Origin of the sequence: Micromonospora sp. NPDC049060 (assembly GCF_040649055.1) — a bacterium.
GTDB classification, from domain to species: domain Bacteria; phylum Actinomycetota; class Actinomycetes; order Mycobacteriales; family Micromonosporaceae; genus Micromonospora; species Micromonospora reichwaldensis.
This window is the reverse complement of the sequence record NZ_JBEZEV010000018.1, coordinates 1-25471: the sequence shown is the minus strand read 5'-3', so window position 1 is coordinate 25471 and position 25471 is coordinate 1. Positions and strand designations below refer to the sequence as shown.

Genomic DNA, 25471 nt, shown 5'->3' with positions numbered 1-25471 from the left:
CCGGCCGGCCGAAACCCACGCCCGGGTCGGCCGGCCGTCGCGCGTCAGCCCGCCGACGTGGGTCTGGCAGGCGGGTACCTGGGAGGCGCGGTCGGTGACACGGGGCCTGGGAGGTGTGGGCCCGGGAGGTGGGGCACCGCTCAGCCGGCCAGCATCGCGAGCAACAGGCCCGCGCTGACCAGCACCGCCGGGACCAGGCACACCAGGGCGCCGAGCCGGGCCGTGCGCTCCACCCGGCCGCCCGCCGGCGGCGGAAAGAGCCGCCCGACGCCGATCCAGCCCGCCACGAACGCAACCGCCGGCATCGGCAGCCCGCAGACCAGCGCGGCCACGCTCGCCGCCCCGGTGCCGGTCGCCACGAACAACACCAGCTGGATCGCCGGCACCAGCAGCGCCAGCGGCCCGTACACCAGCAGGTTCCGCAGGTGCGGCGGCCAGGCGGCCAGGCGGGGCAGCCCACGCGCGGCGAGCGTCGCGTCCGCGGCGTCCGCCCGGCCCCGGGCGGTGCGCAGAGCGGCCAGCACCGCCGCCGGCCCGCCCGCCATCGCCCGGGTCGCCTCGGTCAGCTCCGGCGGCGTCGGGACCAGCGAGATCGGGGGTACGCCCCGCTCGTGCAGCCGGGCCTCCTGCGACGCCAGCCGGGTGCGTACGGCGGTCAGCTCCTCGCGGGCGGCCTGCACCGACCGGGCCTGCTCGCCGGCGGCGGTGGCCGCGTCGCGGCGTACCCCGTCGAGCTGGCGGGCGGCGGCGAGGTACTCGGTCCACGCGGCCCGCACCGGGTCGACGCCCCCGACGTTCTCCGCCTGCCCGGCAGTGTCGGCGCGTTCCGACGTCGGGTCGGCGCCGGAACGCTGCCGCCCCGGCGCGGCGTGCCCCGTCGTGGTCCCTGCCCCGCCTCGGGTCATCCGGGCTCCCCCTCCTCGCCGAACGGGACCAGCACGGTGCCCTGCTCGCCGGGACCGTCCCAGAGCACCGCCCGGCCGGGGCGGGGCCGCCACTGCACCTGCCGCCCGAAGACCGACGTCAGCTGCGCACCCGGCAGGTCCACCACGGCCACGGCGGCGAGCTTGTCCACCTCGCCCTCGGGTTCGAGCAGCGCCGCGAACGACGGCACCGTCCGCCAGCGGCCCAGCAGGTGCCGGCCGGCGGGCGGCCCCTCCCGCAGCAGCGCGCGCAGCCGCTCCGGGGGCAGCTGCTCCGGGGTCGGCACGTCCAGCCCGAAGACCACCAGGTAGGCCGGCACGGCGTCGTCCACGGCGGCGAGCAGGCCGGCCAGGTCCACCATGTCCACCGGATGCCGCCCGGCCAGCTCGGTCGCCAACGCCTCGGCCACCGGCCGGCACTCCTCGTCCGGCGCGGCGAGCACGAAGCGGGCGGCCCCCGGCGCGTGGTGCACCGCCACGCTGCGCGCCGCGGTGACCAGCAGCCGGGCCGCCTCCGGGCCGGGACCGAGCACGGCCAGGTTCCGCCCCGGGGCCGGCCCGAGCGACACCGCGACGGTGCTCCGGGGCACGTCCACCGCCCGGCCCAGCAGGGCGGCGGGACCGGGCGCCTGCCCGGCGAGCGCGGCCCGGTGCCGGGGATCGTTGCGCAGCAGCGGGCGGGCGTAGCCGGCGAAGACCACCGGCGGGGTGGCCCCCTCCGGGCGGGCCGACCAGAGCCGCTGCCGCAGCGCCTCCACCGTGTCGGGGTGGTCCTGCGGATCCGGGAACCGGACCATCCGCTCGTGCCCCCGGATCGCGCCCCGGGGCCCGCCGAGCCCGCCGGCGGTGTTCACCACCGCGCTGCCCACCGGCAGCCCGGCGGCAGAGTCGTTCGTCGGCTCCAGCACGGCGCCCCCACCGGGCAGCGCCACCCGCACCGGGAACTGCCCCAGCACCGAATCCCGGTCCGTACGCGAGCCCAACCCCAGGTCGCCCTCGCCGGCCAGCACCAGGTGCACCCCGTACGCGCGCCCGGTGCGGGCCAGCGCGTCCAGCCGGGCGGCGGCGTCGGCGGCCAGCCGGTCCCGCTCGGCGAAGAGCAACGGGAGATTGTCGAGCACACACACGATCCGGGGCATGGCCCGGTGCTGTCGCAGCTCGGCGAAGCGCTGCCCGCCGGCCCGGGCGCCCGCCTCCTCGCGCCGGCGCACCTCCGCCACGAGCTCGTCCAGCAGGCTCAGCACGTACTCCCGGTCGGCGGCCATCGCGGCGGCCCGCACCTGCGGGATCCACGACCGGTCCCGCTCGGTCTGGAGGAACTCCACGAAGGACTCGGCGTCGGCGAGATCCGCCAGGTAGAGAGCCAGCTCGTCGGGGCCGTACCTGGCGGTCAGGCCGAGCAGCGCGGTGGTGAGGAACGTGGAGCGACCCGTCCCCGAGCGGCCGCTGATCAGCCAGTGCGGCGTCAGCTCCGTGAAGCCGAGCGACACGGGACGGCCACCGGCGTCCCCGACGGTCGTGGTCAGCCCGCCCACCCCGCTCGCCGTCCACAGCTCCTCGTCGGCCGCCGGCAGCAGGTCGGTCAGCGCCAGCCGGGAACCCGCCTCCACCTGCGCGGCCAGCCGGTGGCAGACCGCGTCGACGAGTTCGGCCGGCGGATCCGCCTCGATGAAGACAGGCGAGTTCAGCCCGCCCGGCGGCTCGGCGCCCGGGCCGGCGAACGAACCGCCCGGCGGATCACCCAGCAGCGCGTACGCGGTCCGGACCGCCAACGTCGTCGCCCGCGGCAGCGGCTCCCGGTCGCCCGCCGGGGGCCAGCCCGCCACCAGGAGGTGCAGCCCTGCGGACCGGCCCGGCTCGGCCAGGGCCTCGATCCGGGCCAGGTCGGTGGGGCCGGTCGACTCGGGCAGCGCGGCGATCACCAGCAGCAGCGTCCGGTCGTGCCGGCGTCGCCCGCTCGCCCCCGGCGCCACCCACTGCTCCGCCTCGGTGAGCACGGCCCGCAGCCCGGCCACGTCCACCGCCGGGGGCGGTAGCAGGCCCGCGTCCGCGAGCGGCGCGAACGGCGCGAGGGCCGAGCCGGTGGCGTCCACCGCGCGGACCAGCAGCGCCCCGGCCGGGGTCGCCGCCAACAGCCGCAGCAGTACGCCCCGCAGCAGCCCCGCCACCCGGGGATCCCGGGCGTCCACGTCCACCGAGAGGTGACCCGTGCCGAGCAACGGCACCAACGCGGGGAACCGGGCGTCGTCCAGCGGCGCCGCCGTACCGATCCGGACGAAGGGAGGCGGCCCCTCACCGGCTGGTGTGGCCGGTGCCACCATCTCCAGGGGAGCGCCCGCCCAGCCGGGAGCCAGCACCGCCGCCGCCGAACGGAGGCGGTCGGCGAGTTCGTACTGGCGGCGCTGGTCGGCGGGAACGGGCCGGGTGTCGTCAAGGACGCTCGCGGCGGCGGTGGCAGTGGCGGCAGCCCGCCGGTGCAGTGCGGCGGCGCGGTTGGTGCGTGCCTTCGGACCGGCCACCGCGTCCACCCCCTCCGCCCGAGGTCGACAACCCCTCCCCGCGCAGAGACCGTAACCCAGTCGGGCCGACTCGTCCGGGATGCGCGGCGGCACTGCGCCGGGGATGTCGTGGATCTCACCGATGGGGAGTGGTGCGTCACGATCCGCTGGATCTGGGGCATTGGGTCTACCGCGTCCAGCCGCTAGCCTCAGAGGGTGGAATCAGTGCAGCCCCCCGCCGGTTCCCAGGTCTCCCGCGTACCGGCGCAACGGCCCCCCTCCGACCACTTGGCACCGCCCTCGCCGGCCCCGGTGCCGGAGCGGCCACGGCGGCGGCTGCGCACCGTGGTCACCGTGGTCGCGAGCGTCGTCGCGGCACTCTGCCTCGGCGGAGTGGCCGCCGGATTCGTGCTCTACAACAGGGCCGCCGCCCCCGATCGCGGGTCGCCGGACGTTGCTGTCGTCAGTTACTTGCAGGCCGCGCTTGTTTCGCGTGACCAGAACCGAGCGCGACTCTTCACCTGCACCGGCCCACTACAGCCGATCGAGGATCTGCGGACCCAGGTCGAGCGACGCGAACGGGAACTCGGTACAAGCTTCTCGATCAATATCGAGAACATTGTAGTGGCCATGAACGGCTCATCAGCGGCCACGGTAACGGCCGTCATTCGTCGTAGCGCCACCGTAGACGGGGTGCAACAGAGCCTGACCGACCCTTGGCGCTTCGAGGCGCAGGACAGAGACGGGTGGCGGGTCTGCGCCGGAGCGCCGGAGAGGTGAGTCCTCACTCAATCCAAAGCAGGTGCACAGGAACCTCCAGTGTGGTGGGTGACTGGCCCCGCCAGGCCCAGCGGTACCACTCCACCTCCGGCGCAACCCGGACGCAGATGTCGCCTTCCGCGCCGGAGTAGGTCTCGGTGACGGCTCGCAGGTCCCGGTGTTCGACGGAATCCACCACGTGCACCACCCGGCGACCCGTGACGGCGTGCGACTCGAAGACCGGGGTCGGGGCGCGGTGCGGCGGGGCGTCCAGCGAGACCAGGCGGACGCCCGTCTCGCGACCCGCCGACGCGTCCGGTCGCCGGGCTCCCACCGTCTCCACCCACACCCGCTCGACCGGGACCAGCGGCGCGAAGACCTCCACCTGGTCGGACTCCGCCCGGTACCACTCGTGTTCGGGGATGACCGGCACGTAGGTCCGGCTGCCCTGCACCACCCGGTCGTCGGCGCGGAGGTCACCGCGCCAGCCGAGTCCGGGCAGGCCGACCAGCACGCGCTGCCCGCGGAGCTCGACGCGCCCGGTGGCCGGCACGATCTCGATCGGGCGGGGCGGTCGGGGCGCCCAGTCCGGATGGTCGGCGAACGGGTCGGGAAGCGGGTCGCTCATGACGGCGAGCGTCTCATCCCGCGCCCTTGAGCGGCGCGCCACGTGAGCGCATGAAAGGCACCGGATCGATGGCGCCGCGGCTGCTCCGGTCCTCATCCTCGTGCACCTCGAAGTGCAGGTGCGGGCCGGAGGAGTTGCCGCTGCTGCCCACCTCGCCGATGACCGTACCGGCCTCGACGAGTTGGCCGACCTTGACTCGGGGCTTGCTGACCATGTGGCAGTAGCGGGTGATGAATCCACCGGCATGCAGGACGTCGACGAACCAGCCACAGCCGCCCTTGTTCGGCCAGCCGTCGACGTTACAGGTGCGCCGGCCGCTCTTGTCCGGGTCGCACCGGGAGATCAGGACGCGTCCGGTGGCCGCTACCCGGATATCGGTGCCCTTCGGCGCGGCGATGTCGACCCCGTTGTGTCGGGGCCGGCTCGCGGTGCGGAAGCCCGAGCCGACGCCGCCGGGGATGGGAGCCGTCCAGCCGGAGGCAGCGATCTGTCCTCCGGCGGCGCGGTCGCAGGCCTTCCTACCGTCGATCAGCGCGATCCGGGCAGCTCCGCCGGCCAGCGCGTTGACGATCTGGCTGGCCACGTCCTCGTGTTTGGCGTACGCGTCCGGAAAGGCGCTGATCTGCACGGCCTGCGCGGCCCGGGTGAGCGGCATCGTCTCCCAGCCCTGCACCTTGACCAGCTTCTCGTAGAACTTCCGGGAGGCGTATTCAGGCGTCATCCGCTGTGCCACGGTGCCCCAGCCGGCTCGCTGCTGAAAGAGACCGACCGAGTCGTGGTCGGCGCCAATTCCTTCGTTCGGCAGATTCCCGGACTCGGCGACGGTCCGGTTAGCCAGGTTGAGAAGTCTGGATTCCTGCATGGCGGTCGCCACAGCGATTACCCACCCGCGGGGCGGCACCTTCATCTCCTGCCCCACCTTGATGATCCTCGCGGCATTGCGGAGCTGACGCTCGCCGTACTGGGATATCCGAGGCATGTCGCCCACTACGTTTACCTGGGATTCCTCCTTACAGTCCTGACTGGCGAACGTCATACCGCTGCCCGCCTCGCCGCCCAGTTCCGTGAGGAAGAAGGCCCCCGCACCGCCGGTGCAGCAGAGCAGGGCGAGCGTTGCCGTCAACGCGGCGGCCAGTGCGCCGAGTCGGAGCTGTCGACCGCGCGGTCGCGTCCCGTCGCTCATTTCTGCTCCCAGTCCACGGCATCAACCAGCCACCGCCCGTCGGGCGCCACCAGTTCGAGGCGGAGCTGACCCGTGTCGAGCGGAACCAGCACCTCGACGAAGTTCTCGGCCCGGGGCCGGAGAGTGACGTCGCCGTCGACCTGACCGGTCGGCACCCCGGACGGGTCGGCGCCGGCCAACTTGTCGGTCAGCACCGGGGTGGAGAGGGGACGTAGGCCCTCCTGCCACTGCTCCGCCGTGTTGCCCGGCTTGCCGAGCCAGGCGGCGACGAAGCGTTCGGCGGTCTGCTCCGGCGTCAGTTTGCCGGGGCGGGTGACGGGGGAGGGGGGAGCGCCCGTGGAGAAGGCCCCGTCGTCGCCGGCGGTCGGGTCGACCGTGGTGATCGGTTGGCTGGGGCGGTTGCTGAGCCCGGAGGTGGGGTCACCGGGCCCGGAGACCAGCCGCGCCGCACCGATGATCCCGAACACGAGTACGGCGATGCCGATCGCGACGCCGAACCGGGACCGGAGGACCCGGGTCACCAGGAATTCGATCGCCCGCCGCACCGCGCTCACCGCGCCTCTGAGCGGATCCGGGGAGTGGGCCGGTCAGGCTCGCGTTCCTTAGACCCGGGACGGTAGATGACGAACGCGGGGTTCTCGTCCGGCACGTCCGGCTCCGTCCAGGTGGCCGGCTGCCGCCGCCGGGGTCGAGGGGCGGCCGGGCGGGAGGGCTCCCTCTCCTCGGAGGGCGTCCCTTTCTCGGCGGCCGACTCGCGGCCGTCGGGCCGCTGCCGCTCCTTCCCACCGGGGTTGCCGGTAGGCCCGCCGCGGGTGGCGGCATGCGCCGGATCCTCCCGCCGGGCCTCGGGCCGGAGGGTGGATCGCTCCGCCACGACGGCCCGACGCCGGCCCAGCGCCGGCTCGGCCGTGCCGCCGGGTTCAGCGACGTCGAGCCGGGCGGCGGTGCGCATGTCCCGGAAGAATCGCCGGTGCCACGAGCCGGCCGAGCTGACCGCCTCGCTGCTGTCCTTGCCACCGAGCTGGGTGATCCGTCGGTAGGGACGCAGCAGCAGCCAGCCGACCACCCCGCAGAGCCAGACCAGCACCACTTGGAGCCAGCCAGGCAGGGTCGGTGTGCTCATGATGAGGTCGACCGCGAAGAGATAGATGGCGGCGCCGGTGCCGAAGATGGCGATGTTGAAGACGGCGGCGACCACCGCATTCGCCAACCGTCGCAACCCGGCGCTGGCCGGGCGCATCAGGCCTACCGTGCCCAGGATCGGCGCGGCGATCACCGCCCAGCGGAAGATCAGGAAGCCCAGCAGCACGAGCAGCGAGGCGGTCAGGTCGAACATCGCGAAGAGAACCGCGGCCAGTACGGCGATGAATCCGGCGCCCACCCGGTCCATGTCCCGGACGCCCTGGAGGTACTCGTACGCCTCCGGGTCTTCCTCCTTGATCTGCTCAGCAACCTTCATCCACTGCTGCTGCTTCGCCTCGATGGTGGCTTGACGTGTCGCCGGATTGGCGCGGATCGACTGCGCCTCGCCCCAGGTCAACGACCGGGCGTCGTACAGGGCCTGACCGTATTTCTTAGCGGTCTCGCTGTCCGCTGACCCAAGGACCCCCCGTAGCCAATTCCGGTACAGCATGGACTCGGTAGCGGTGTCGCTGGCTCGGACGGCGGGCTTACGGTTGTCCTTGCACCGTTCCGGGTTGGGATCGATGCACCGGCCGGGACCAGGCTCCTTCATCTGTGGTCCCACGGCGTCGTGGACCACGCCCAGGGTGGTGACGAGGGTGCCGTCGGCGATGTTGGCCGACTTGACTGGCCAGGCGGCCAGGGCGGTCACCGCCACCATCACCAGCAGGGCCCAGCCCGCCGTGGTCATCGCGTTGCTCATGTCCGACTGGCGGGAGCGCCAGAGCAGGTACAGGCCGACCACGCACAGGGTGACGATGCCGAAGACACTGAACACCTTCTGGTAGACGGCCTTGGTCGCCTGGTCCACCAGCGGATCGGCCCAGCCCCACATCGAGCGCGGATCCCAGGCGCGTTCGCGCAGGGCGTTGGAAGCGCCGATCACCGCAGTGGCAATCATGAATTCGCCGTTTGCGACAGTGGTCGTGAACTTGTAATCCGGGTGGAGGACTGTGGAGGCGCAACCGATGTCGTACGTCGTGTAGCTGTACCCGGCGTATCCATAGAGGCTGTATCTGCCGGTGACGCCGGCAGTTGCTTCGGGCGGCGAGCTGGCAAACCAGCCGGCCAGACCTGCATCGGGAGCGCCAGGCGTTGGTGGCTCAAGACACTCTGCCCGGGCTGCTGACACGTCCTTCAGTTTGGCGACGCAGGCGCGGAAGTCGGCCTGCCACTCCGGCGTGGTGCAGAGCTCGGCCTTCGCCTGGGCGGTCAGCGGTGCGGGGGCGGCCGCCATGGCGCCGACGGCCGGCCAGCCGATCGTGGCCCCGGCGAGTACGCCGAGCGCGAGCAGGAACGCCGCCAAACGTGCCCGGGCCCGCGCCATGTCACGCCTCCATGTTCGGCAGGATGGCCGGCAGCACTCCGGCCGCCGCGGCGATCGCGGCGGGGGTGGTGTCGAGGTGGTCCAGCAGCCCGTCGACGTACGAGACGTCGACCCGGACCTTCTGCACCCGGCCGTCGACGTCCCGCATGACGAATTCCCGGAAGCCGAGCCGGCTCGAACTGGTGGCGTCGGCGGTGGAGAGGGAGGCCAGGGTGGCCTCGTAGCCGTCGTTGACCGGCACCCGCAGCAGGCGGAGCGCTTCGGAGGCGATCTCCGCGTCCTCGGCGATCCGGCCGACGAAGACTGTCGAGACCAGGTTCTGCACGTCGAGGCCGAGGATGTCCCGCGGGTTCTGCGAGGCGACCAGCGCGGCGAGGTTCCACTTGCGGGAGTCGCGCGCGAGCCGGACCAGGAACGACCGTCCGGAGCGCCATCCCTCCATGAAGTGCGCCTCGTCCAGGCCGACGAGCTTCCGCGACGACATCGAGCCGCCGTAGCAGCGGCGTACGGCGAGCCGGTGTGCGGTGTGCAGCATCGGCAGGGCCAGCGCCTCCTCGGCGGACCAGTACTCCCGCTCGATCTTCAGGTCGGGCAGTCGCAGCCCGGCCATGGTGATCACGGTGAGGGCGGCGTCCGCGCCGAGCAGCCCCTCCGGCGGCCGGCCGAAGAAGAGCATGGCCAGCGGCATCTCGGCGGTGTCGAGCAGCAGGTTGGCCAGTTCCTTGCCGGCGTCGTCGTCGAGCTGGCTGAGGCAGGCGACCACGTCGTCCAGGGTGGAGGTCTCCTCCGCCGGCACCTGGCGTACGGCGTGCCGGAAGAGGGTGGCGGTGGACGCCTCCCGGGCGACCTGTGGGGGCACCAGCATCATGCAGATGTCCTGCACCAGCATCCGCCGCTCGGCGCGGGCGTTGGAGACCGCGATCTCGAACTCCCGGTCGCCTGAGGCCCCGGTGCCGAACTCGCTGCGCAGCGGCGTCGGGATGAGCGAGTACGGGGCCAGGGTGCCGTGCTCGGAGCCGGTCAGGTTCAGCACCCGCGCGTACGGCCGCAGCTCCGGCATGGCGCAGAGCCGGGCGAGCGGGCCGGACGGGTCGAGCAGCGTCACCTGGACGCCGCGTCGGGCCGCGAGGTAGCCGAGCGCGCCGAGCAGGGTGGACTTGCCGCCGCCCGGTTCGGCGACGAAGACGGCGAGCCCGGAGCGTTCGCGTACTTCCATCGGGAAGTGCAGGTCGAGGAAGACGGGCCGGCGGCAGGTGCCGGCGGTGCGCCCGATGAGGTCGCCGCGCCGGTCGCCGACGGTGGAGGCGGCCTGGGGGAGCGCGGCGGCGAGCAGGTTGACAGGCATCCGCCGGACGTAGCCGGTGTTGGCGATCGGCTCGCCGGGGATGAACTCGCGGGCCAGCCAGTCCTGGTTCTTTGGGTGTTGCAGCGAGATCCGCAGCTCGCGGGAGTAGAGCTGGATCAGCCGGCGGGCCCGCTCCAGGCACTCCTCGCGGTTGCGGCCGCCGACGGCGATCCGGTGCCAGCCGTGCGCGCGGGCGGAGTCGACCGGCAGCCCGGTGGTCATCTCGTCGCCGATGACCAGGGCGCGCTTGGCCAGCCGCTCCAGCTCGGGCGGGGCGTCGATGCCGTGCTCCGCGTAGTCGAGCTGCTGGGAGCGGATCATCCGGAGCCGGTGCTCCAGGTTACGGAAGGAGTCGCCGGAGCCGAGGATGTCGACGCGGGTGGAGAGCTCCATCGGCCATGGCAGCCGCTCGTGGAAGTGCAGCCAGGGCTCGTGCCGCTCGGGGATCTCCAGGGGCTCCATCCGGCCGACCGCGAGCACGGCGACGTGTCGTTCCTCGCCGGTCATCCGGTTGACCAGCTTGACGGTCGAGCCGTACGGGGTGCGGTAGCGCTCGACCTGCTCGGTGAGGGCGAGCAGGTCGCCACGTTCCCACTGCCCGTCGGTGAGCGGGGAGAGCTGACCGGGCGGCGCCATGCAGAGCGCCACCGAGCGGTAGAGCAGCCATTCCAGTTCCTGTGCCGTGACCCGCCGGCCGCGCATGCCGAACGCGCCCAGCACCTCGTCGAACTGCTCGACGGTGCGGCCGAGCTTGCGGCGCTCGCCCTCGGCGACGCCCCGGCCGAAGGTGCGCAGCAGCCGCTCGGTGAGCGAGTCGCCGAGGGCGCGCCGGGCGAAGGTGACGCCGAGGTAGGTCTGCCCCTCGGCGTGGTTGACCGAGAGCAGGTGCCGTTGCGCGGCCACGAGGTGGTCGCCCCAGCCGGCGGTGCCGGGCACGTCGGGCAGCGGCGCGGCGGTGTGCGCGTCGATGGTGCGGGCCCACTCGTCGGCCGGGAAGGGGCGCGTGGTGCGCCGCAGGTGCAGGCGGAAGCCGGCGAGCCCGGCGTACTGCTCGGAGATCGCCGAGAGCAGCGCCTCCCGTTCGGCGTCCGGCCGGAACGCCCAGCGCACCTCGGGCAGCCAGTACCAGGCGGTGACGGTGTTGGGGGTGAAGGTCAGGTGGCCCGCGATCTCGGTGATGGCCAGCTCGACCGCCGGGTCCCGGTCCCCGAACTTGATCTTCGGCGGCTTGACCCGGGTGGGCTTGGTGGGCTTGACGGGCTGGCCGCGCCGGCCGGCGGAGCGCTGGCGCGGCGGCGCCACCTCGCGGCCGGCCCGCTCCGGCGGGCGCTCCCCGGTGCGGTGGGACGTCGGCTCGGACGCCGGGTCCGGCGCGGGCGGGTCGAGCGGCGCCGCGTGCTGGCGGGGCGCCGGCGGCGCCGCCGCGACGGCCGGCACGTCCTCCGCCTCCGCCGGTGGGCGGAGCGTGGGCAGCCGGTCCCCGGACTGGTGCGGCACCCGGGACCTGGCCGGTCGGGCGGGTGGCTCATAAGCGTCGGCCGGGGGCTGGTCGGCGGCCGGTGTCGCCCCCGGGGCCGTCCGGTGGGCCGCCTGGCCGGTCCGAGGGGTCGCGTCGGCCGGGTGGCCGGTCCGGTGGGCGTCGGCTCCGTGACCCGCGCGTGGGGGCGGCGGAAGGGGGGCGGGGGCCGGCGGGAGCGCCGCCGGCGCGGCGGCGGGCGGCTGCTGGCCGATGGCGGGTTGCTCCCGCCCGCCGGCCCGCTGCGGGGGCGCCGTCGGCCGGGTCGCGCCGGGGCGCGTACCGCCGAACAGGTCGAGGAAGGGCGAGTCGATGTCGGCGCTGTCGGCGGGTTGCGGCTCGGCCGGCGGCGGCGTCCGACGTGGCGCCGGACGGGGGGCCTGGAAGACGCCCACGCCACCGTGCCCGGGTGTCGTCACCAGGGCCGGGTCGAGGGTGACCTCGTCCGTCTCGGGATCATCAGGGTAGTTGAACGACCGCGCACGGTTACCGTGCGGGACGGCCGGACGCCCTGCCGGGGAACCCGGCGTGGAACTGCGATTCATGCGACCGCCTCATCCGCGTCGTTCGACTGCCTGGTCGGGGTGCGACCGGTCATGCCAGTTCCTCCCGGATCCTGATCCGACTGCCGACCAGGCGGGGGTCCCGCTGCTCCGCGGCCGGCTCCCGGGTCCGTCGCCAGTCGGTCAGCGCGGTGCGGATCACCATGCGCGCGGGCCGGTCCGGATCGACGTACCGGAAGATGAACGAGGTGCTCACGATGGCGAGCGCGATCTCCCAGGCGGGGAAGAGCTCGACCTGCAACGTGAACAGCCAGTGGATGAACATGTAGAGGGGAACGAGCAGCATGAACAGCCCGTACTGGGCGTACGGCAGGTGGACGGGAAGGGTGTAGCCGGGCGGCCCGAGGTAGACCAGGCGAGCCCGGTAGATGTCGTCGTCGGTGCGCAGCCGCATCTCGTGCCCGCGCCTATTCGAAGATCAGGTCGATCAGGTAGTCGCCGATGAAGAAGAGTGTGGCGGCTCCGGCGATGAAGGCGAGCCCGACGATCGCGATCGCCGAGCTGGTGAGGACCTTGGAGATCTCACCCCGGCTGGCGCGCCCGATGAAGATGACGCCCAGCACGGCCAGCAGGATCGGAGCGATCTTGCTGGCGAAGAACGTGACGACACCCTCGGTGTCGATGCCCTTGGGCGCAGGCTCGGCGAGTGGAGTCGACGCCAGGGCGGAGAGCGTGTGGGCGGCGGCGGACGTCGCCGTCTCCATCAGCTCGATGGCGATCACTGGAACCTCCCCAAGTCGCGGCCGGCGGCGCCGCGGTGGTGCAGTAGACATGCCTGGCGGGAACAGTGCTCCCTGTGCGCAGCGTCGGCGACCCTGCGTTCGTTACCCACCACGGAGGGTGGTGGGCTTTGGGCGGATTCTCCCGCTTCGGCCCTCCCTCCAGGCTTCGCCATCTCGATGCCGGGCAGTTCCAAAGCGTACGGGCACCCACTGTTTGCGACAAGCCGCGAAGAGTCTGCCCGATCCGACCGGGACGACCGATCGTACACCCGTTCGAATGCGCATGTCACCGCCCTCGACCCGGTCCGCCCGGGGTGCTCCGGCCGACCGGTACCGTCTAGCCGTGACCGATCTGGTACGGGCCTCGGCCCCGGTGGTGATGGGCGTCCTCAACGTCACGCCCGACTCCTTCTCCGACGGCGGACGGTACGCCGACCTCGACGCCGCCGTCGGACACGGCGTGCGGCTGCGGGCCGACGGCGCCCACCTGGTGGACGTCGGCGGCGAGTCCACCCGGCCGGGCTCCGACCGGGTCGACGCGGAGACCGAGACGGCCCGGGTGGTGCCCGTGATCCGTGAGCTGACCGCCGCCGGCGTGCCGGTCAGCATCGACACCACCCGCGCACGGGTCGCCGAGGCGGCCCTCGCCGCCGGCGCGGCCGTGGTCAACGACGTCTCCGGCGGCCTCGCCGACCCCGACATGGCCCGGGTGGTCCGCGACGCCGGCTGCCCATGGGTGCTCATGCACTGGCGGGGCCACTCCCGGGAGATGGGTGAGCTGGCCCGCTACGCCGACGTGGTCGCCGACGTACGCGCCGAGCTGGGCCGCCGCGTCGACGAGGCGCTGCGGGCCGGGGTCGGCGCCGACCGCATCGTCGTCGACCCGGGGCTCGGCTTCGCCAAGACGGCCGCGCACAACTGGGAACTGAGCACCCGCCTGTCCGAGCTGCTGGACCTCGGCTTCCCGCTGCTCTTCGCGTCCAGCCGCAAGTCGTACCTGGGCCGGCTGCTGGCCGGGCCCGACGGCACCCTCCGCCCCACGGACGCCCGCGACGTGGCCACCGTCGCCACCAGCCTGCTCGCGGTGGCGGCCGGCGCCTGGGGCGTACGCGTGCACGACGTCCGGGCCACCGTGGACGCCCTCGCCGTCTGGCAGGCCACGGGCGCGCCCCGCCTGGCGCCCGCCGCCACCGGTGGGGCCCGGGCGGCCCACGCCGGCGCCGGCCGGGCGGACCGCACCGCCGACCACGGAGGAGACCGATGACCGACCGGATCCAGCTGACCGGCCTGCGGGCGCACGGCCGGCACGGGGTGTACGACTTCGAGCGCGCCCAGGGCCAGGACTTCGTGGTGGACGCCGTCCTGGAGATGGACCTGGCCCCGGCGGCCCGCTCCGACGAGGTGGGCGACACCGTCCACTACGGCGAACTGGCGGAGCGGCTGGTCGCGGTGGTGACCGGCGAGCCGGTCAACCTGATCGAGACGCTCGCCGACCGGCTGCTGGCCGTCTGCCTGGCCGATCCCCGGGTCGAGGCCGCCACGGTCACCGTGCACAAGCCGGAGGCGCCCGTCCCGCACGCCTTCACCGACGTGGCCGTCACGATGACGCGGCGGCAGGACCGGTGACCCGCGCCCTGCTCTCGCTGGGCAGCAACCTCGGCGACCGGCTCGCCCACCTGCGCTCCGCCGTCTCGACGTTCGGCGACAGCGTGCTCCTGGTCTCCGGCGTCTACGAGACTCCACCGTGGGGGGACGCCGACCAGCCCGCGTACCTGAACGCCGCGCTGCTCGCCGAGGACCCGGCCGCGACCCCGTACGACTGGCTGGAGCGCGCCCGGGCGGCGGAGCGCGCCGCCGGGCGCACCCGCGACCCGCAGCGGCGGTTCGGGCCGCGCACCCTGGACGTGGACGTCATCGCCGTGTGGGCCGACGGCGACGAGCCGGTGCTCAGCGACGACCCGGAGCTGACCCTGCCGCACCCCCGGGCCCACCTGCGGGCCTTCGTGCTGCGGCCGTGGATCGACCTCCAGCCGTACGGGCGGCTGCCCGGGCACGGCTGGCTGACCGACCTGCTCAACACTCCTCCGGTGGCCGACGACGCGCTGGATCTGCGCCCCCGGCCGGATCTGGCGATAGAGTCGACGGCATGACCCAGTGGAGCCGGCCGGCATGACGCAGGCGCAGTCCCCGCGACCGGGCGGGACGGGCCCCGAGCGGTCCCGGATGGGCCCCACCCGGATCTCCACCCTGGTGGTGGCCGCCCTCGGCGCCGCCGCGGTGGCCTGGTTGCTGATCAGCACCCTCTACTACGACTACCTGCCGGAGCTGCCCTGGCTGCCGGTGGTCACGCTCGCCGCGCTGGCCGTGCTGGAGGCGTACGCCGCCGTGAACACCCGGGGGCGCATCGAGCGCCGGCCGGGCCGCGAGCCGGTCAATCCGCTGCTGGTGGCCCGGTTCGTGGTGCTCGCCAAGGCCTCCGCGCTGGCCGGTGCCATCTTCACCGGGTTCTACGCCGGGCTGACCGGCTGGCTCTTCGTGGAGCGCACCGACGCCGCGATGGGCGACCGGCCGATCGCCGGCGCCGGCCTGCTCGCCGGGTTGGCGCTGACGGGGGCGGCGCTCTGGCTGGAGCGCTCCTGCCGGGTTCCCGAGCAGGAGGACGACGAGGACCGCGAGCCCGGCGGCCGGGAGGGCCGCCCCGGCCCACGCTGATCCCGGGGGGTTACGCCCGGCCTCCCGCGCGGGTACGGTGCCTGCGACCGGAGAGCAACGCCGCCCCGGTCCGCCCGCGCGTCGGACCTGGCTGGACGGCGGCCACGTGGGAGGCGGCGTCATGCGGTACGACGAACCGGGGCGTGAGCCGTCCCCCGAGCCCTCGTCCGGCATCCCCGCCTCCGTCCTGGAGAACGTCTTCGACGATCCGGCGCACGGTGAGCCCGGCCGCGACCGGTTCGCGGTGCACGTGGTCTGGGAGCTGCTGCTCCTGGCCGCGTCGGTCGTCCTGGCGTACCTGCTCTGGCGGGAGGAACCGGCCGCGCTGCGGGGCGACGGGCTGAGTTCCCTGCTCCTCGACGCGGTCGTGCTCGGGTTGCTGGCGCTGGCCGCCGGGCTGACCCTGCGTACGGCCGCCGTGAACCTGGCCGTCGGCCCCGTGGCGGTGGCCGCCGCGCTGCACGTCGCCGAGCAGGGCGACCGGGGCGTCAGCGCCGCCGCCGGCCCGGCCCTGCTGGTCGCCGCGCTGGGCGGGCTCGCCCTGGCGCTCGTCGTGGTGGTGCTGCACGTGCCCGGCTGGGCCGCGTCCCTGGCCGCCGCCGCCGGGGTGGTCGTGTACATCCAGCAGCGCTCCGCGTCGGTCCTGCCGCAGGGCGACTACGACCCGGAGCGCGGTGCCCTGCACCTCTTCGTCGGGTTCGCGGCCGTCGCGGTGCTCGGCGGTCTGTTCGGCTCGGTGCGGGCCGTCCGCCGGGTGGTCGGCCGGTTCCGCCCGGTCGTGGATCCCGCCCGCCGCCGGGGCGCGGTGGCGGCGGTGGTCACCTCCGGCGCGCTCGTCGGCTCCACGGTGCTGGCCGCGCTCGCCGGCATGCTGACGGCCAGCCGGAACACCGCCCCGGTCGCGCCGGACCCGGGGCTGGACTGGACGGTGCTCGCGGTCGGCCTGGCGCTGCTCGCCGGCACCAGCGCCTACGGGCGGCGGGGCGGCGTCTTCGGCACCCTGCTGGCGGTCTGCCTGGTCACGGTCTTCTCCGCGTACGCGCAGGCGCGGGGCTGGACGGTGAGCCGGTGGGCGGTCGGCGCGGCGGCGCTCGGCGTCGGGCTGCTGGCCACCCGGCTGGTCGAGGCGTACGGGCGGCCGGCGACCGGCGCGGCGGCGGAACCGGTCCCCGCCGGGGACGGCCGGATCGGCGCGGGCTGGACGGCGCCCCCGGCGGACCCGGTCGGCGACTGGCCGCCCGCCGTGCCGAGGCGGTCCCCCGAGAGCCCGGTGGACCCGTGGAGCGATCCCGGCTGGGAGAGCGGCCCGCGCCGGTGGGACGCCGACGAGCGGTGAGCCGGCGCCGCGTCCACCGGGCCGGGAGTGATCTCGCCGGTTAGGCTCGGCGGCATGACCGACACACCATCGTCCTCCGCCGGCCCGTCGTTCGAGGAACTCGACGCGCTGTCCACCGAGGAGCTGCGGGAGCGGGCGTTCGCGGTCGCCCGGGAGCGCCACGACGTGCGCTTCTTCTGGTCCGTGCTGCGGCACCTGCCGAACGCGGACGAGGCCGCCGTCCTCGACGGCGCGCCCAACTCGGTCGGGCCGACGATCGACGAGGCCGCGGCGCTGTGGCGGGAGCTGACCGGGCACGGCTACGAGGAGTCGGCGCCACTGCTGCGGGCCGCGTTCATCGACTACCTGATGAAGCACCCGCGACAGTGACGGCGACCGCCGGCCCCGGGCAGGTTTGCCCGCCGTGGTCCGCCGGGAACTGAGCCGATCATGGCGCTCACCAACCCGTCACGCACCGGCGGTCGCTACGGGACGGCGGCGGGCACGGGCGCGCTCGCGGCGCTCCTCCTGGTCGCGGTCTGCGGCAGCCCGGCGTACGTCGGCTGGGCCGCCGGCACCGACCCGAACTCCGCCGGCGGCTGGTACCTGCAACTGCTCTCCTGGCCGGCGTGGCTCTTCAACGGCGACGGGGCGACCGGCAACCTGCTCGTGGCGAACCTGCGGGCCGTCCTGCTGGTCATCCTCGCGGCGCTCTTCCTCTACCTGCTGCCCACCTCGCAGGTGGCCAGGGTGCAGGGGTCGGGGACGCAGTTCTTCTCCGGCTGGGCCGCGTACGTCCTGGCCGGCGGCTTCGCCTCCCTGATCGCCGCCTTCCTCGGCCCGGAACCGTCGCTGCTCACGGCGATCCAGGCGGGCGGCGCCGGCGCGACCTACGGCTTCCTGTCCGGGTGGATCATCGGCGCGGCCAGCCTCGGCGGGCGCGCCTGACCGGGCTGTTGCCTCACCGCTCGGGCGCGCCCAGTTCGAGCAGCCGCGCCCGGCTGAGCACGCCGACGGGCCGGTCCCCGTCGGTCACCACGACCCGGTCCGCGGCCGAGGTCAGCAGCACCCCCAGCGCGTCGTACGCCGAGCCGCCGAGCGGGATCGTCGGCAGCTCGGCCACCCCGGTCTCCGGCAGCGGTTCGACGGCCTCGCCGGTGACCGGGGTGACCGCCAGCCGGCGGATGCCCCGGTCGGCGCCCACGAACTGCCGCACGAAGGGCGTGGCGGGCGCGCCGAGCACGGCGGCCGGGGTGTCGAACTGCTCCAGGCGCCCGCCCTCGGAGAGCACCGCGATCCGGTCGCCCAGCCGGACCGCCTCGTCCAGGTCGTGGGTGACCAGCACGATGGTCTTGCGCACCTCGGCCTGCAACCGGAGGAACTCCTCCTGCAACCGGGTCCGGGCGATCGGGTCGACGGCCGAGAACGGCTCGTCCATCAGCAGCACCACCGGGTCGGCGGCGAGGGCCCGGGCGACCCCGACCCGCTGCCGCTGACCGCCCGAGAGCTCGTGCGGGTAGCGGCGGCCGAACGTGGCCGGATCGAGCCCGACCAGTTCCAGCAGCTCGTCGACCCGGCTGCGGGTGCGCTGGCGGGGCCAGCCGAGCAGCCGGGGCACGGTGGCGACGTTGGCGCTGACCGTCTGGTGCGGAAAGAGCCCGACGTTCTGGATCACGTAGCCGATCCGGCGGCGCAGCCGGACCGGGTCGACCCGGGTGACGTCCTCGCCGCCGAGCAGGATCCGGCCGCCGGTCGGCTCGATGAGGCGGTTGACCATCCGGAGCACCGTGGACTTGCCGCAGCCCGACGGTCCGATCAGCACTGCCAGCTCGCCGGCCCTGATGTCCAGGCTCAGCTCGCGTACGGCCTCGGTGCCGTCCGGGTAGCGCTTGCGGATGCCCTCGAGCGTGATCGACGCCGCGCGCGGTTCGGCGGGGGTGGTGCCCTCCGGGGTAACGTCCACACATGTCCTTCCGCCTGAGCTACCGGGCCGACCCGGGTAACCCGTGGTTCTCCTGGCAGTACGTGCGGGACAACTCTGACACGATCCTCGCCGCCGTGCGTGAGCACACCTCGCTGACCGCTCGCGCGGTGCTGATCGCCGCCCTGATCGCGCTGCCGCTGGCGGTGGCCGCCTACTGGTACCGCTCGCTCGCCGGGCCGGTCCTGGCCCTCACCGGGGTGCTCTACACGGTGCCGTCGCTGGCGCTCTTCGCGTTCGTCGCCCCCTACCTGGGCATCGGCGCGGCGACGGCGCTCAGCGTGGTGGTCCTCTACGCGCTGCTGGTGATCGTCCGCAACGCCGTCGCCGGGCTCAACCAGGTGCCCCCCGAGGTCCGCGAGGCGGCCGAGGGGATGGGGTACGGCCGCTGGGGCCGGCTGTTCCGGGTCGAGTTGCCGCTGGCCCTGCCGGGCATCCTCACCGGGCTGCGGCTGGCGACCGTCTCCACGGTGGCCCTGGTGACCGTGGGTGTGGTGATCGGGCGCGGCGGCCTGGGGCAGCTCATCTTCGCCGGCTTCCAGAACAACTTCTACAAGGCGCAGATCATGACGGGGACGCTGCTCTGCGTCCTGCTCGCCCTGGTGCTCGACCTGGTCCTGGCGGGTGCGGGCCGGCTGCTGACGCCGTGGCTGAAGCGGGCCCGGTGAGCGCGAGGAACGTAGCGCAGCGGAGTCCCGCAGTCGCGAACGAAAGGTTGGCTCGGTGAATCCGGTCGAGGCGGCGCTGGTCTGGCTCAACGACCCGCTGAACTGGACGAACCCGGGCGGCGTCCTGGAACGGCTCGGCGAGCACCTGTCGATGTCGGCGGCGGCGGTGGCGCTCGGCTGCCTGGTCGCCTGGCCGATCGGGCTCTGGCTCGGGCACACCGGCCGGGGCGGCGGCCTGGTGGTGCTGGTGTCCAACGTGTCGCTCGCCATCCCCACGCTCGCCCTGCTCACCATCCTGCCGCTGACCTTCCTCGGTTTCGGCCGGCCGTCGGTGGTGGTCGCGCTGGCCGTCTTCGCCGTGCCGCCGCTGCTGGCCAACGCGTACACGGGGGTGCGGCAGGCCGATCCGGAGGCCCGGGACGCGGCGCGCGGGATGGGCTTCTCGGGGTGGCAGGTGCTGCGCCGCGTCGAGCTGCCGCTGGCGGTGCCCTACCTGGCGGCCGGGTTCCGCACGGCGGCGGTACAGGTGGTGGCGACCGCCGCGCTGGCGTCCTTCGTCAACGGCGGCGGCCTGGGCCAGATCATCCGGGCGGGCTTCGGCCTGGACATCGCCGCCGGCGGCGGCCAGATCATCGCCGGCGGCGTGCTGGTGGCCGGGCTCGCCATGCTGCTGGAACTGGTGCTGGCCCTGGTCGAGCGACTGGTCACGCCGCGCCCGCTGCGGGCGGGCCGGCGTCGGGCGCGTCGCCGGGCGGCGCAGGCGGTGGCCGGCGGCTGAGCGTCGTCCGCCCACCCCCGGCCTCCCGCGCCGGGCGGGTCGCGTGGCCGTACCCGGCCATCGACGCCCGGGACCGGAACGCCTGGACGCCACGAACCGGAACGCCTCGACGCCACGGACCGGAACATCCCGATGACGGGGTTGGCGCGGCTGACTTCCGGTGACGATCCGGTGACAAACCTCGCCTCGGGTTGTCGGTCCCGCGTGGAAGATGTTGGGGTGGGAAACCGGGCGGCCGCAACGCGAGCCGTCCGTGGGACACAGCGGGCGGCCGGACGGAGATCGCCCGTCGGACACGCGGCCGGCCCGGCAGGGTCGCGCCGGGACACGGAAGGCGGGCACTGATGCGCGCTCGTACACGCCTGGCCGTCGGTGCGGTGGGAGCCCTCGCCGCGGCGGGGCTGCTGACCGGCTGCGGTGACGCCGGCTCCTCCGGCACGGACGCCCCGGAGCAGGCGGCCTCGGGCGCCGGCTGCGCGCCGGTCGCCGGTGACCAGCTCGTCGTCCTCGACGACGACAAGAAGCTCCAGAACACCGACAACGTCATTCCGGCGGTCAACGCCGACGCGGCCAACCCGCAGTTGATCGCGGCGCTGGACAAGGTCTCGGCCGCGCTCGACACGCCGAAGCTGATCCAGCTGAACAAGGCCGTCGACGTGGACCGCAAGACGGCGCAGAAGGCGGCCGAGGAGTTCGCGGCGGCCAACGGCATCACGGCGGGCATCGCCAAGGGGCCCGGCGGGAAGATCGTGGTCGCGGCGGCCAACTTCACCGAGAACGAGATCCTGGCCGAGCTCTACAAGATCGCGTTGACCGCCGCGGGCTACGACGTCAAGGTGCAGCAGGTCGGCAACCGCGAGCTCTACGAGCCGGCCCTGGAGAAGGGCGAGATCCAGGTCGTCCCGGAGTACGCGGCGACCATGGCCGAGTTCCTCAACACCAAGGCCAACGGCAAGGACGCCCCGCCGGTGTCGTCGCCGGAGCTGGAGAAGACCGTCGCGGCGCTCAAGGCGGCCGGCGACAAGGCGGGCCTCGTATTCGGCACGCCCGCCGCCGCGCAGGACCAGAACGCCTTCGCCGTGACGAAGGCGTTCGCCGACAAGTACGGCGTCAGCACGCTCTCCGAGCTGGCCGCCAAGTGCTCGGGCCAGGCCACGGTGCTGGCCGGGCCGCCGGAGTGCCCGCAGCGGCCGAAGTGCCAGGCGGGGCTCGTCCAGGTCTACGACTTCAAGGCCGGCTCGTTCAGCTCGCTGGACCAGGGCGGCCCGCAGACCAAGAACGCGCTGAAGACCGGGGCCGCGAGCGTGGGCCTGGTGTTCTCCTCGGACGGCGCACTGGCCGTCGGCTGATGCCCGACCGGCCGCCGGTGGCCCCGTGCCACCGGCGGCCGACGGGCCGACGGGCGGGCGGCGCAGTCGGCCGGTCGACGGCGGGCGGGGCGATCGGCGGCGAAGATGCCGGATGCCCCGTTCACCCTTTCCTGGGCGGGGCAGCTCTCGGTAGGCTCCGGACCCATGCCAGCCCCGGTCGCCCCCGCCGACAAGCGCAGTCCGTCACTGCTCACCGTCCTCTTCTGGATCGGTGTCGCCCTGGCGCCGGTGGCGGCGTTGATCCTGCTCGTCGCCGACGGCAACGGCCCGCTGCGGTTCGCCGCCGTGCTGGCCATCCTGGCCGTCGTCCTGATCGGCCTGTCGATCGCGCTGCGCGCCGACGGCGCGGGCCCGGCCCGCACCGACGAGCTGCTGGACGAGATCGAGGAACTCCGCCGCGAGTTGCGCGGGGAGATCGTGGCCGCCGCTCAACGCGGCAACCAGGCGCTCGATCACGCCCAGCGGGCACAGGAAGAGGTCGCCGCGCTGCGTCGGCGGCTGGACGCGAGCAGCGTCGCGCTGGCCGGCGTCGACGCCCCGGCCGGCGCCGGCCGGGCCCGGGCGTCCGTCGACGAGGCGGTCGCCGGCCGCAGGCAGGTGCCGGATCAGGACGACGCGGCGTCCCGCCGGGGACGCGCGGACCGGCACGACGAGGAGCCCGCCGGCAGGCCGCAGCCGACTCCGCGTGCCGCCCGGGCCGTGCCCGGCCCGGCCGCCGGGTACGACACGGACGGGCCGGCAGCGGGCGCGGCCGGTGGGTACGGCCCGGTCCGGCCGGCCGCCGGCGGAACGGCCGGGGTGTACGGGGCGGCCCGGCCTGCGGAGCCGACGCGCCAGCCCTCGGCCCGTTCGCTCGGGGTGGTGCGGCACACCGAGACCGTGCACGTCACCACCCGGCACACCATCGTGGACGGCGCCGCGCCCGTCTCCGGTGAGCGAGGGGCCCGCTACGGCGGCGGGTACGCGGGACGCTGGTCGCCGGAGCAGGAGGAGGAGCGGCCGTGGCCGGGTGAGCCGGACGACCGTGCCGAGCCCGGCGAGCGGGAGTGGTCCGCCGAGCCCGGCGGCCGGCAGCGGTCCGGCGGGCGCGACGAGCGGGAGTGGCCGGGGCGGCACGACGAGCGCGGACAGCAGCGGGACGAACCGGGTCGGGGCGTCGCGGGGGCACCGGGCTGGGACGCGCCGGCCGAAGCGCGCGGGCGTGGCCGGGCGTACCCGCCGGACGAGGCGGGGGCGGAGAGCGGGGAGTACTGGTCGCAGTTGCGCGCCGGGGACCGGTGGGCCGCCGTGCGCGACGACGACCGGGGCCGGGAGTTGCGGGTCGGGGAGCGGCGTGCCGAGGTGCACGCGGACGCCACCGGCACCGAGTACCGGGTCGCGGACCGCTGGGCGTCGGTCCGGCGGGACGAGCCGCGCCGGGGTCCGGACCGGGCGGACGACGGGTGGCGCGGCGGCTGGCCGGAGCCGGACGGCGCCCCGGCCCTGCCGGCCGGCGGCGTGCCGGTGCCCGACGAGTGGCGTGCGCCCCGTCAGCGGGGACAACAGCCCGAGGCGCGGCACGACGCCGGTCAGCCCGAGGCGCACCGCACCCGTCGGGCGGAGCCCGAGCCGCAGCGGTACGGCCGGCGGCAGCAGGAGGAGCCCTACGGCTACCCGCCGCAGGACGACGAGCCCCGCCCGGGCGGAGCCCGCAACGCCGACCGCTGGCGCTGACCTCGACCGGCCGCCCCGACCGGCAGCCGCCGCGCCGCCCGCCGGGACCGGGCGGGCGTGGGCGGCCGGGTCACTTGTCGATGTCGCCGACCACGAAGAACATCGAGCCGAGGATGGCGATCAGGTCCGGCACCAGGCAGCCGGGGAGCAGGGTGGCCAGCGCCTGCACGTTCGCGTACGACGCGGTGCGCAGCTTCAGCCGCCACGGCGTCTTCTCGCCCCGGGAGACCAGGTAGTAGCCGTTGATGCCGAGCGGGTTCTCGGTCCAGGCGTAGGTGTGCCCCTCGGGGGCCTTGAGCACTTTCGGCAGCCGGGTGTTGACCGGCCCGGTGAGCCGGTCCACCCGGTCCAGGCACTGCTCGGCGAGGTCGAGTGAGGCGTACACCTGGTCGAGCAGCACCTCGAAGCGGGCGTGGCAGTCCCCGGCGGTCTTCGTCACGACCGGCACGTCCAGCTGGTCGTAGGCCAGGTAGGGCTCGTCGCGGCGCAGGTCCAGGTCGAGGCCGGAGGCCCGGGCGACGGGCCCGGACGCGCCGAACGCGGCGGCGTCCGCCGCGGAGAGCACTCCGACGCCGACCGTGCGGGCCAGGAAGATGTCGTTGCGCCGGATGAGGTTGTCCAGGTCCGGCATCCGCCGGCGGACCTCGGCGATGGCGGCCCGTGCCCGGCCGGTCCAGCCGGCGGGGATCTCCTCCTTGAGGCCGCCGACCCGGTTGAACATGTAGTGGATCCGGCCGCCGGAGACCTCCTCCATGACCGCCTGGATGGTCTCCCGCTCGCGGAACGCGTAGAACATCGGCGTGATCGCGCCGATCTCCAGCGGGTAGGAGCCGAGGAACATCAGGTGGTTGAGCACCCGGTTCAGCTCCGCGAGGGCCATCCGCAGCCAGGTGGCCCGCTCAGGCACCTCCATGCCCATCAGCCGCTCGACGGCGAGCACGACGCCCAGCTCGTTGGAGAAGGCCGAGAGCCAGTCGTGCCGGTTGGCCAGCACGATGATCTGCCGGTAGTCGCGGACCTCGAAGAGCTTCTCGGCGCCCCGGTGCATGTAGCCGACGATCGGCTCGCAGGCCACCACCCGCTCGCCGTCGAGCACCAGCCTGAGCCGGAGCACGCCGTGCGTGGAGGGGTGCTGCGGCCCGATGTTGAGCACCATGTCGGTGCCGAGCTGATCGCCGCCGGCCCCGGTGCCGACGGTCAGCTCGCGGAGGTCGCCGGCGTCCGTGGTCATGACCGTCATCGTGCCATGAACGGCCCGGGGTCGACGCCGACCGGTTGCCGCAGCCACCAGTGCCCGCCCAACCCGGCCGGGTCGGTCAGCTCGGCCACCGCCGACGCGGCGGCGAGCGCCCGCACGTACCCGGCCGGGTCGCTGGCGGCCAGGCTGAGCGGGGGGCGCCCGCCGTCGGCCCCGAGCGCCCGCAGCGCCTCCCGCTGCGACCCCAGGTCGTACGCGCACCGCGCGACCCGGGCGCCGGCGGAGGCGACCGAGTCGACGGCGACGTGCGCGGTGACGTCGCGGCTCCCGTCCGGCACCGGGGGCACCTGCCGCCCGCCCCGGTACCCGGTCAACGTCCCGTCCACGGGCCGGCCGTCCCGCAGGTGCCCGTAGTCCACGGCCAACGCCAGCCCCCGGTCGACGTGGCTCACGGCGTCCGCCCATGCCTCGTCGCGCGTCCGGCCGATCTCGGCTCTGACTGCTGTCAGGGGTTCCGGACGGTCGCTCCGGGCGATCAGGCTCGGTCCCTCCGCCGATCGGGCCGCCTGGAACCCCGACCCGGTCGGATCGGTCCCGTCGCTTCCGGCTGCCGGCACCGGCCACCACCGGGCCAGCCAGTCCGCGTCGGCGGGGTCGACCGGGGCACCGAGGGTCTCCGCGCCGGTGGCCGGGTCGACCAGCAGGTAACGCCAGCCCTCGGCGGTGTGCACCGTCACGTCGAGCGGCACGTTGTCCAGCCACTCGGTGGCCACCAGCAGCCCGGTGATCCCGTCGGGGATCTCGTCGAGCCAGTCGATCCCGTCGGGCAGGTCGGCCGGTCGGGGGGCCTTCTCGACCGCGGTGAGTCGTACCCGGGAGGCGAGTGGAACCGACGCGGAGGGCGCGGAACCGGCGGCCGACGGGTCGGCCGAGGCCGAGGGCCGGGCGGCGGCCGGGGGAGTCGGGTGGTAGAGCTCCCACATCCCGGCCGCGTCGTCGGCGTGGTCGACGGCAAGGACGTGGCCCCGCTGGTGGCCGGCAACACCGTCAACGGCCCGCTGGACTGCACCGGCAACTCCCCGGCACCGAC

23 protein-coding genes and 1 pseudogene are annotated in these 25471 nt (G+C 74.5%); 12 read left to right on the top strand and 12 right to left on the bottom strand.

Annotated features, from left to right (window positions below; all coding sequences use genetic code 11):
• Nucleotides 1–140: 140 nt before the first annotated feature.
• Complete coding sequence (locus AB0B83_RS10570; RefSeq protein WP_357577930.1) at nt 141–905, bottom strand: hypothetical protein; 765 nt, start codon at nt 903–905, stop codon at nt 141–143.
• Nucleotides 902–3451 (bottom strand): FtsK/SpoIIIE domain-containing protein, encoded by a 2550-nt coding sequence (locus tag AB0B83_RS10565; protein ID WP_357577929.1) that lies wholly within the window; start codon nt 3449–3451, stop codon nt 902–904. Before AB0B83_RS10565 ends, AB0B83_RS10570 begins: the two co-directional genes overlap by 4 nt.
• A 315-nt stretch (nt 3452–3766) precedes the next feature.
• Between AB0B83_RS10565 and AB0B83_RS10560 the strand changes: the two genes are divergently transcribed.
• Nucleotides 3767–4201: a hypothetical protein gene (locus tag AB0B83_RS10560; RefSeq protein WP_357577928.1), complete on the top strand. Its 435-nt coding sequence runs from the start codon at nt 3767–3769 to the stop codon at nt 4199–4201.
• Nucleotides 4202–4205: 4 nt separating this feature from the next.
• Here the strand turns inward: AB0B83_RS10560 and AB0B83_RS10555 are convergent, their stop codons facing one another.
• From AB0B83_RS10555 to AB0B83_RS10525, 7 genes are read right to left on the bottom strand one after another with little or no spacing between them, the layout of a single operon-like run.
• Nucleotides 4206–4808: a hypothetical protein gene (locus AB0B83_RS10555; protein ID WP_357577927.1), complete on the bottom strand. Its 603-nt coding sequence runs from the start codon at nt 4806–4808 to the stop codon at nt 4206–4208.
• Nucleotides 4809–4821: 13 nt separating this feature from the next.
• Complete coding sequence (locus tag AB0B83_RS10550; protein WP_357577926.1) at nt 4822–5991, bottom strand: M23 family metallopeptidase; 1170 nt, start codon at nt 5989–5991, stop codon at nt 4822–4824.
• Nucleotides 5988–6545: a hypothetical protein gene (locus tag AB0B83_RS10545; RefSeq protein ID WP_357577925.1), complete on the bottom strand. Its 558-nt coding sequence runs from the start codon at nt 6543–6545 to the stop codon at nt 5988–5990. Before AB0B83_RS10545 ends, AB0B83_RS10550 begins: the two co-directional genes overlap by 4 nt.
• Nucleotides 6542–8500: an MFS transporter gene (locus AB0B83_RS10540; protein ID WP_357577924.1), complete on the bottom strand. Its 1959-nt coding sequence runs from the start codon at nt 8498–8500 to the stop codon at nt 6542–6544. The genes AB0B83_RS10545 and AB0B83_RS10540 overlap by 4 nt, the downstream gene beginning before the upstream one ends.
• Nucleotide 8501: 1 nt before the next feature.
• Nucleotides 8502–11906 carry an ATP-binding protein gene (locus AB0B83_RS10535; RefSeq protein ID WP_357577923.1) on the bottom strand — a complete coding sequence of 1135 codons (3405 nt, stop codon included), beginning with the start codon at nt 11904–11906 and terminating at the stop codon, nt 8502–8504.
• A 49-nt stretch (nt 11907–11955) separates the two neighbouring features.
• The gene (locus AB0B83_RS10530) at nt 11956–12318 is read right to left on the bottom strand and encodes a hypothetical protein (protein ID WP_089003089.1); all 363 of its coding nucleotides are present in this window, start codon (nt 12316–12318) and stop codon (nt 11956–11958) included.
• A gap of 13 nt (nt 12319–12331) precedes the next feature.
• Entirely contained in the window at nt 12332–12646 is a 315-nt protein-coding gene (locus tag AB0B83_RS10525; RefSeq protein ID WP_121401588.1) for a hypothetical protein, read from the bottom strand.
• Nucleotides 12647–12989: 343 nt separating this feature from the next.
• Here AB0B83_RS10525 and folP point away from each other — a divergent pair, with 343 nt between their 5' ends.
• From folP to AB0B83_RS10490, 7 genes are all read left to right on the top strand, one after another.
• Nucleotides 12990–13910, top strand: a complete 921-nt coding sequence (gene folP, locus AB0B83_RS10520) for a dihydropteroate synthase (RefSeq protein WP_357577922.1) — start codon at nt 12990–12992, stop codon at nt 13908–13910.
• Nucleotides 13907–14272 carry a dihydroneopterin aldolase gene (gene folB, locus AB0B83_RS10515; protein ID WP_357577921.1) on the top strand — a complete coding sequence of 122 codons (366 nt, stop codon included), beginning with the start codon at nt 13907–13909 and terminating at the stop codon, nt 14270–14272. The genes folP and folB overlap by 4 nt, the downstream gene beginning before the upstream one ends.
• Nucleotides 14269–14796: a 2-amino-4-hydroxy-6-hydroxymethyldihydropteridine diphosphokinase gene (folK, locus tag AB0B83_RS10510; protein WP_311413188.1), complete on the top strand. Its 528-nt coding sequence runs from the start codon at nt 14269–14271 to the stop codon at nt 14794–14796. Before folB ends, folK begins: the two co-directional genes overlap by 4 nt.
• Before the next feature lie 19 nt (nt 14797–14815).
• A complete protein-coding gene (locus tag AB0B83_RS10505; RefSeq protein ID WP_132238636.1) occupies nt 14816–15358 on the top strand; it encodes a DUF3180 domain-containing protein in 543 nt (180 codons plus the stop codon).
• A 106-nt stretch (nt 15359–15464) separates the two neighbouring features.
• Nucleotides 15465–16694, top strand: a complete 1230-nt coding sequence (locus AB0B83_RS10500) for an ABC transporter permease (RefSeq protein ID WP_357577920.1) — start codon at nt 15465–15467, stop codon at nt 16692–16694.
• A 54-nt stretch (nt 16695–16748) separates the two neighbouring features.
• Complete coding sequence (locus tag AB0B83_RS10495) at nt 16749–17063, top strand: hypothetical protein (RefSeq protein WP_151456512.1); 315 nt, start codon at nt 16749–16751, stop codon at nt 17061–17063.
• A 60-nt stretch (nt 17064–17123) separates the two neighbouring features.
• Nucleotides 17124–17621, top strand: coding sequence for a hypothetical protein (locus AB0B83_RS10490; RefSeq protein WP_311413186.1), 498 nt, complete (start codon nt 17124–17126; stop codon nt 17619–17621).
• A gap of 13 nt (nt 17622–17634) precedes the next feature.
• Here AB0B83_RS10490 and AB0B83_RS10485 read toward each other — a convergent pair whose 3' ends face one another.
• Nucleotides 17635–18636 carry an ATP-binding cassette domain-containing protein gene (locus tag AB0B83_RS10485; RefSeq protein ID WP_357577919.1) on the bottom strand — a complete coding sequence of 334 codons (1002 nt, stop codon included), beginning with the start codon at nt 18634–18636 and terminating at the stop codon, nt 17635–17637.
• 2 nt (nt 18637–18638) lie between these two features.
• Here AB0B83_RS10485 and AB0B83_RS10480 point away from each other — a divergent pair, with 2 nt between their 5' ends.
• The 4 genes and pseudogenes from AB0B83_RS10480 to AB0B83_RS10465 all read left to right on the top strand — a co-directional run bounded on the left by AB0B83_RS10480 (nt 18639) and on the right by AB0B83_RS10465 (nt 23183).
• Nucleotides 18639–19322 (top strand): ABC transporter permease, encoded by a 684-nt coding sequence (locus AB0B83_RS10480; RefSeq protein ID WP_357577918.1) that lies wholly within the window; start codon nt 18639–18641, stop codon nt 19320–19322.
• Nucleotides 19323–19377: 55 nt separating this feature from the next.
• Nucleotides 19378–20100, top strand: a complete 723-nt coding sequence (locus tag AB0B83_RS10475) for an ABC transporter permease subunit (RefSeq protein ID WP_357577917.1) — start codon at nt 19378–19380, stop codon at nt 20098–20100.
• 132 nt (nt 20101–20232) lie between these two features.
• A pseudogene (locus AB0B83_RS10470) lies at nt 20233–21449 on the top strand (glycine betaine ABC transporter substrate-binding protein).
• A 165-nt stretch (nt 21450–21614) separates the two neighbouring features.
• Nucleotides 21615–23183: a hypothetical protein gene (locus AB0B83_RS10465; protein ID WP_357577916.1), complete on the top strand. Its 1569-nt coding sequence runs from the start codon at nt 21615–21617 to the stop codon at nt 23181–23183.
• 70 nt (nt 23184–23253) lie between these two features.
• Here the strand turns inward: AB0B83_RS10465 and AB0B83_RS10460 are convergent, their stop codons facing one another.
• Nucleotides 23254–24423: an NADH-quinone oxidoreductase subunit D gene (locus tag AB0B83_RS10460; protein WP_357577915.1), complete on the bottom strand. Its 1170-nt coding sequence runs from the start codon at nt 24421–24423 to the stop codon at nt 23254–23256.
• The gene (locus AB0B83_RS10455; protein WP_357577914.1) at nt 24420–25364 is read right to left on the bottom strand and encodes an SAM-dependent methyltransferase; all 945 of its coding nucleotides are present in this window, start codon (nt 25362–25364) and stop codon (nt 24420–24422) included. The genes AB0B83_RS10460 and AB0B83_RS10455 overlap by 4 nt, the downstream gene beginning before the upstream one ends.
• Nucleotides 25365–25471: the final 107 nt, after the last annotated feature.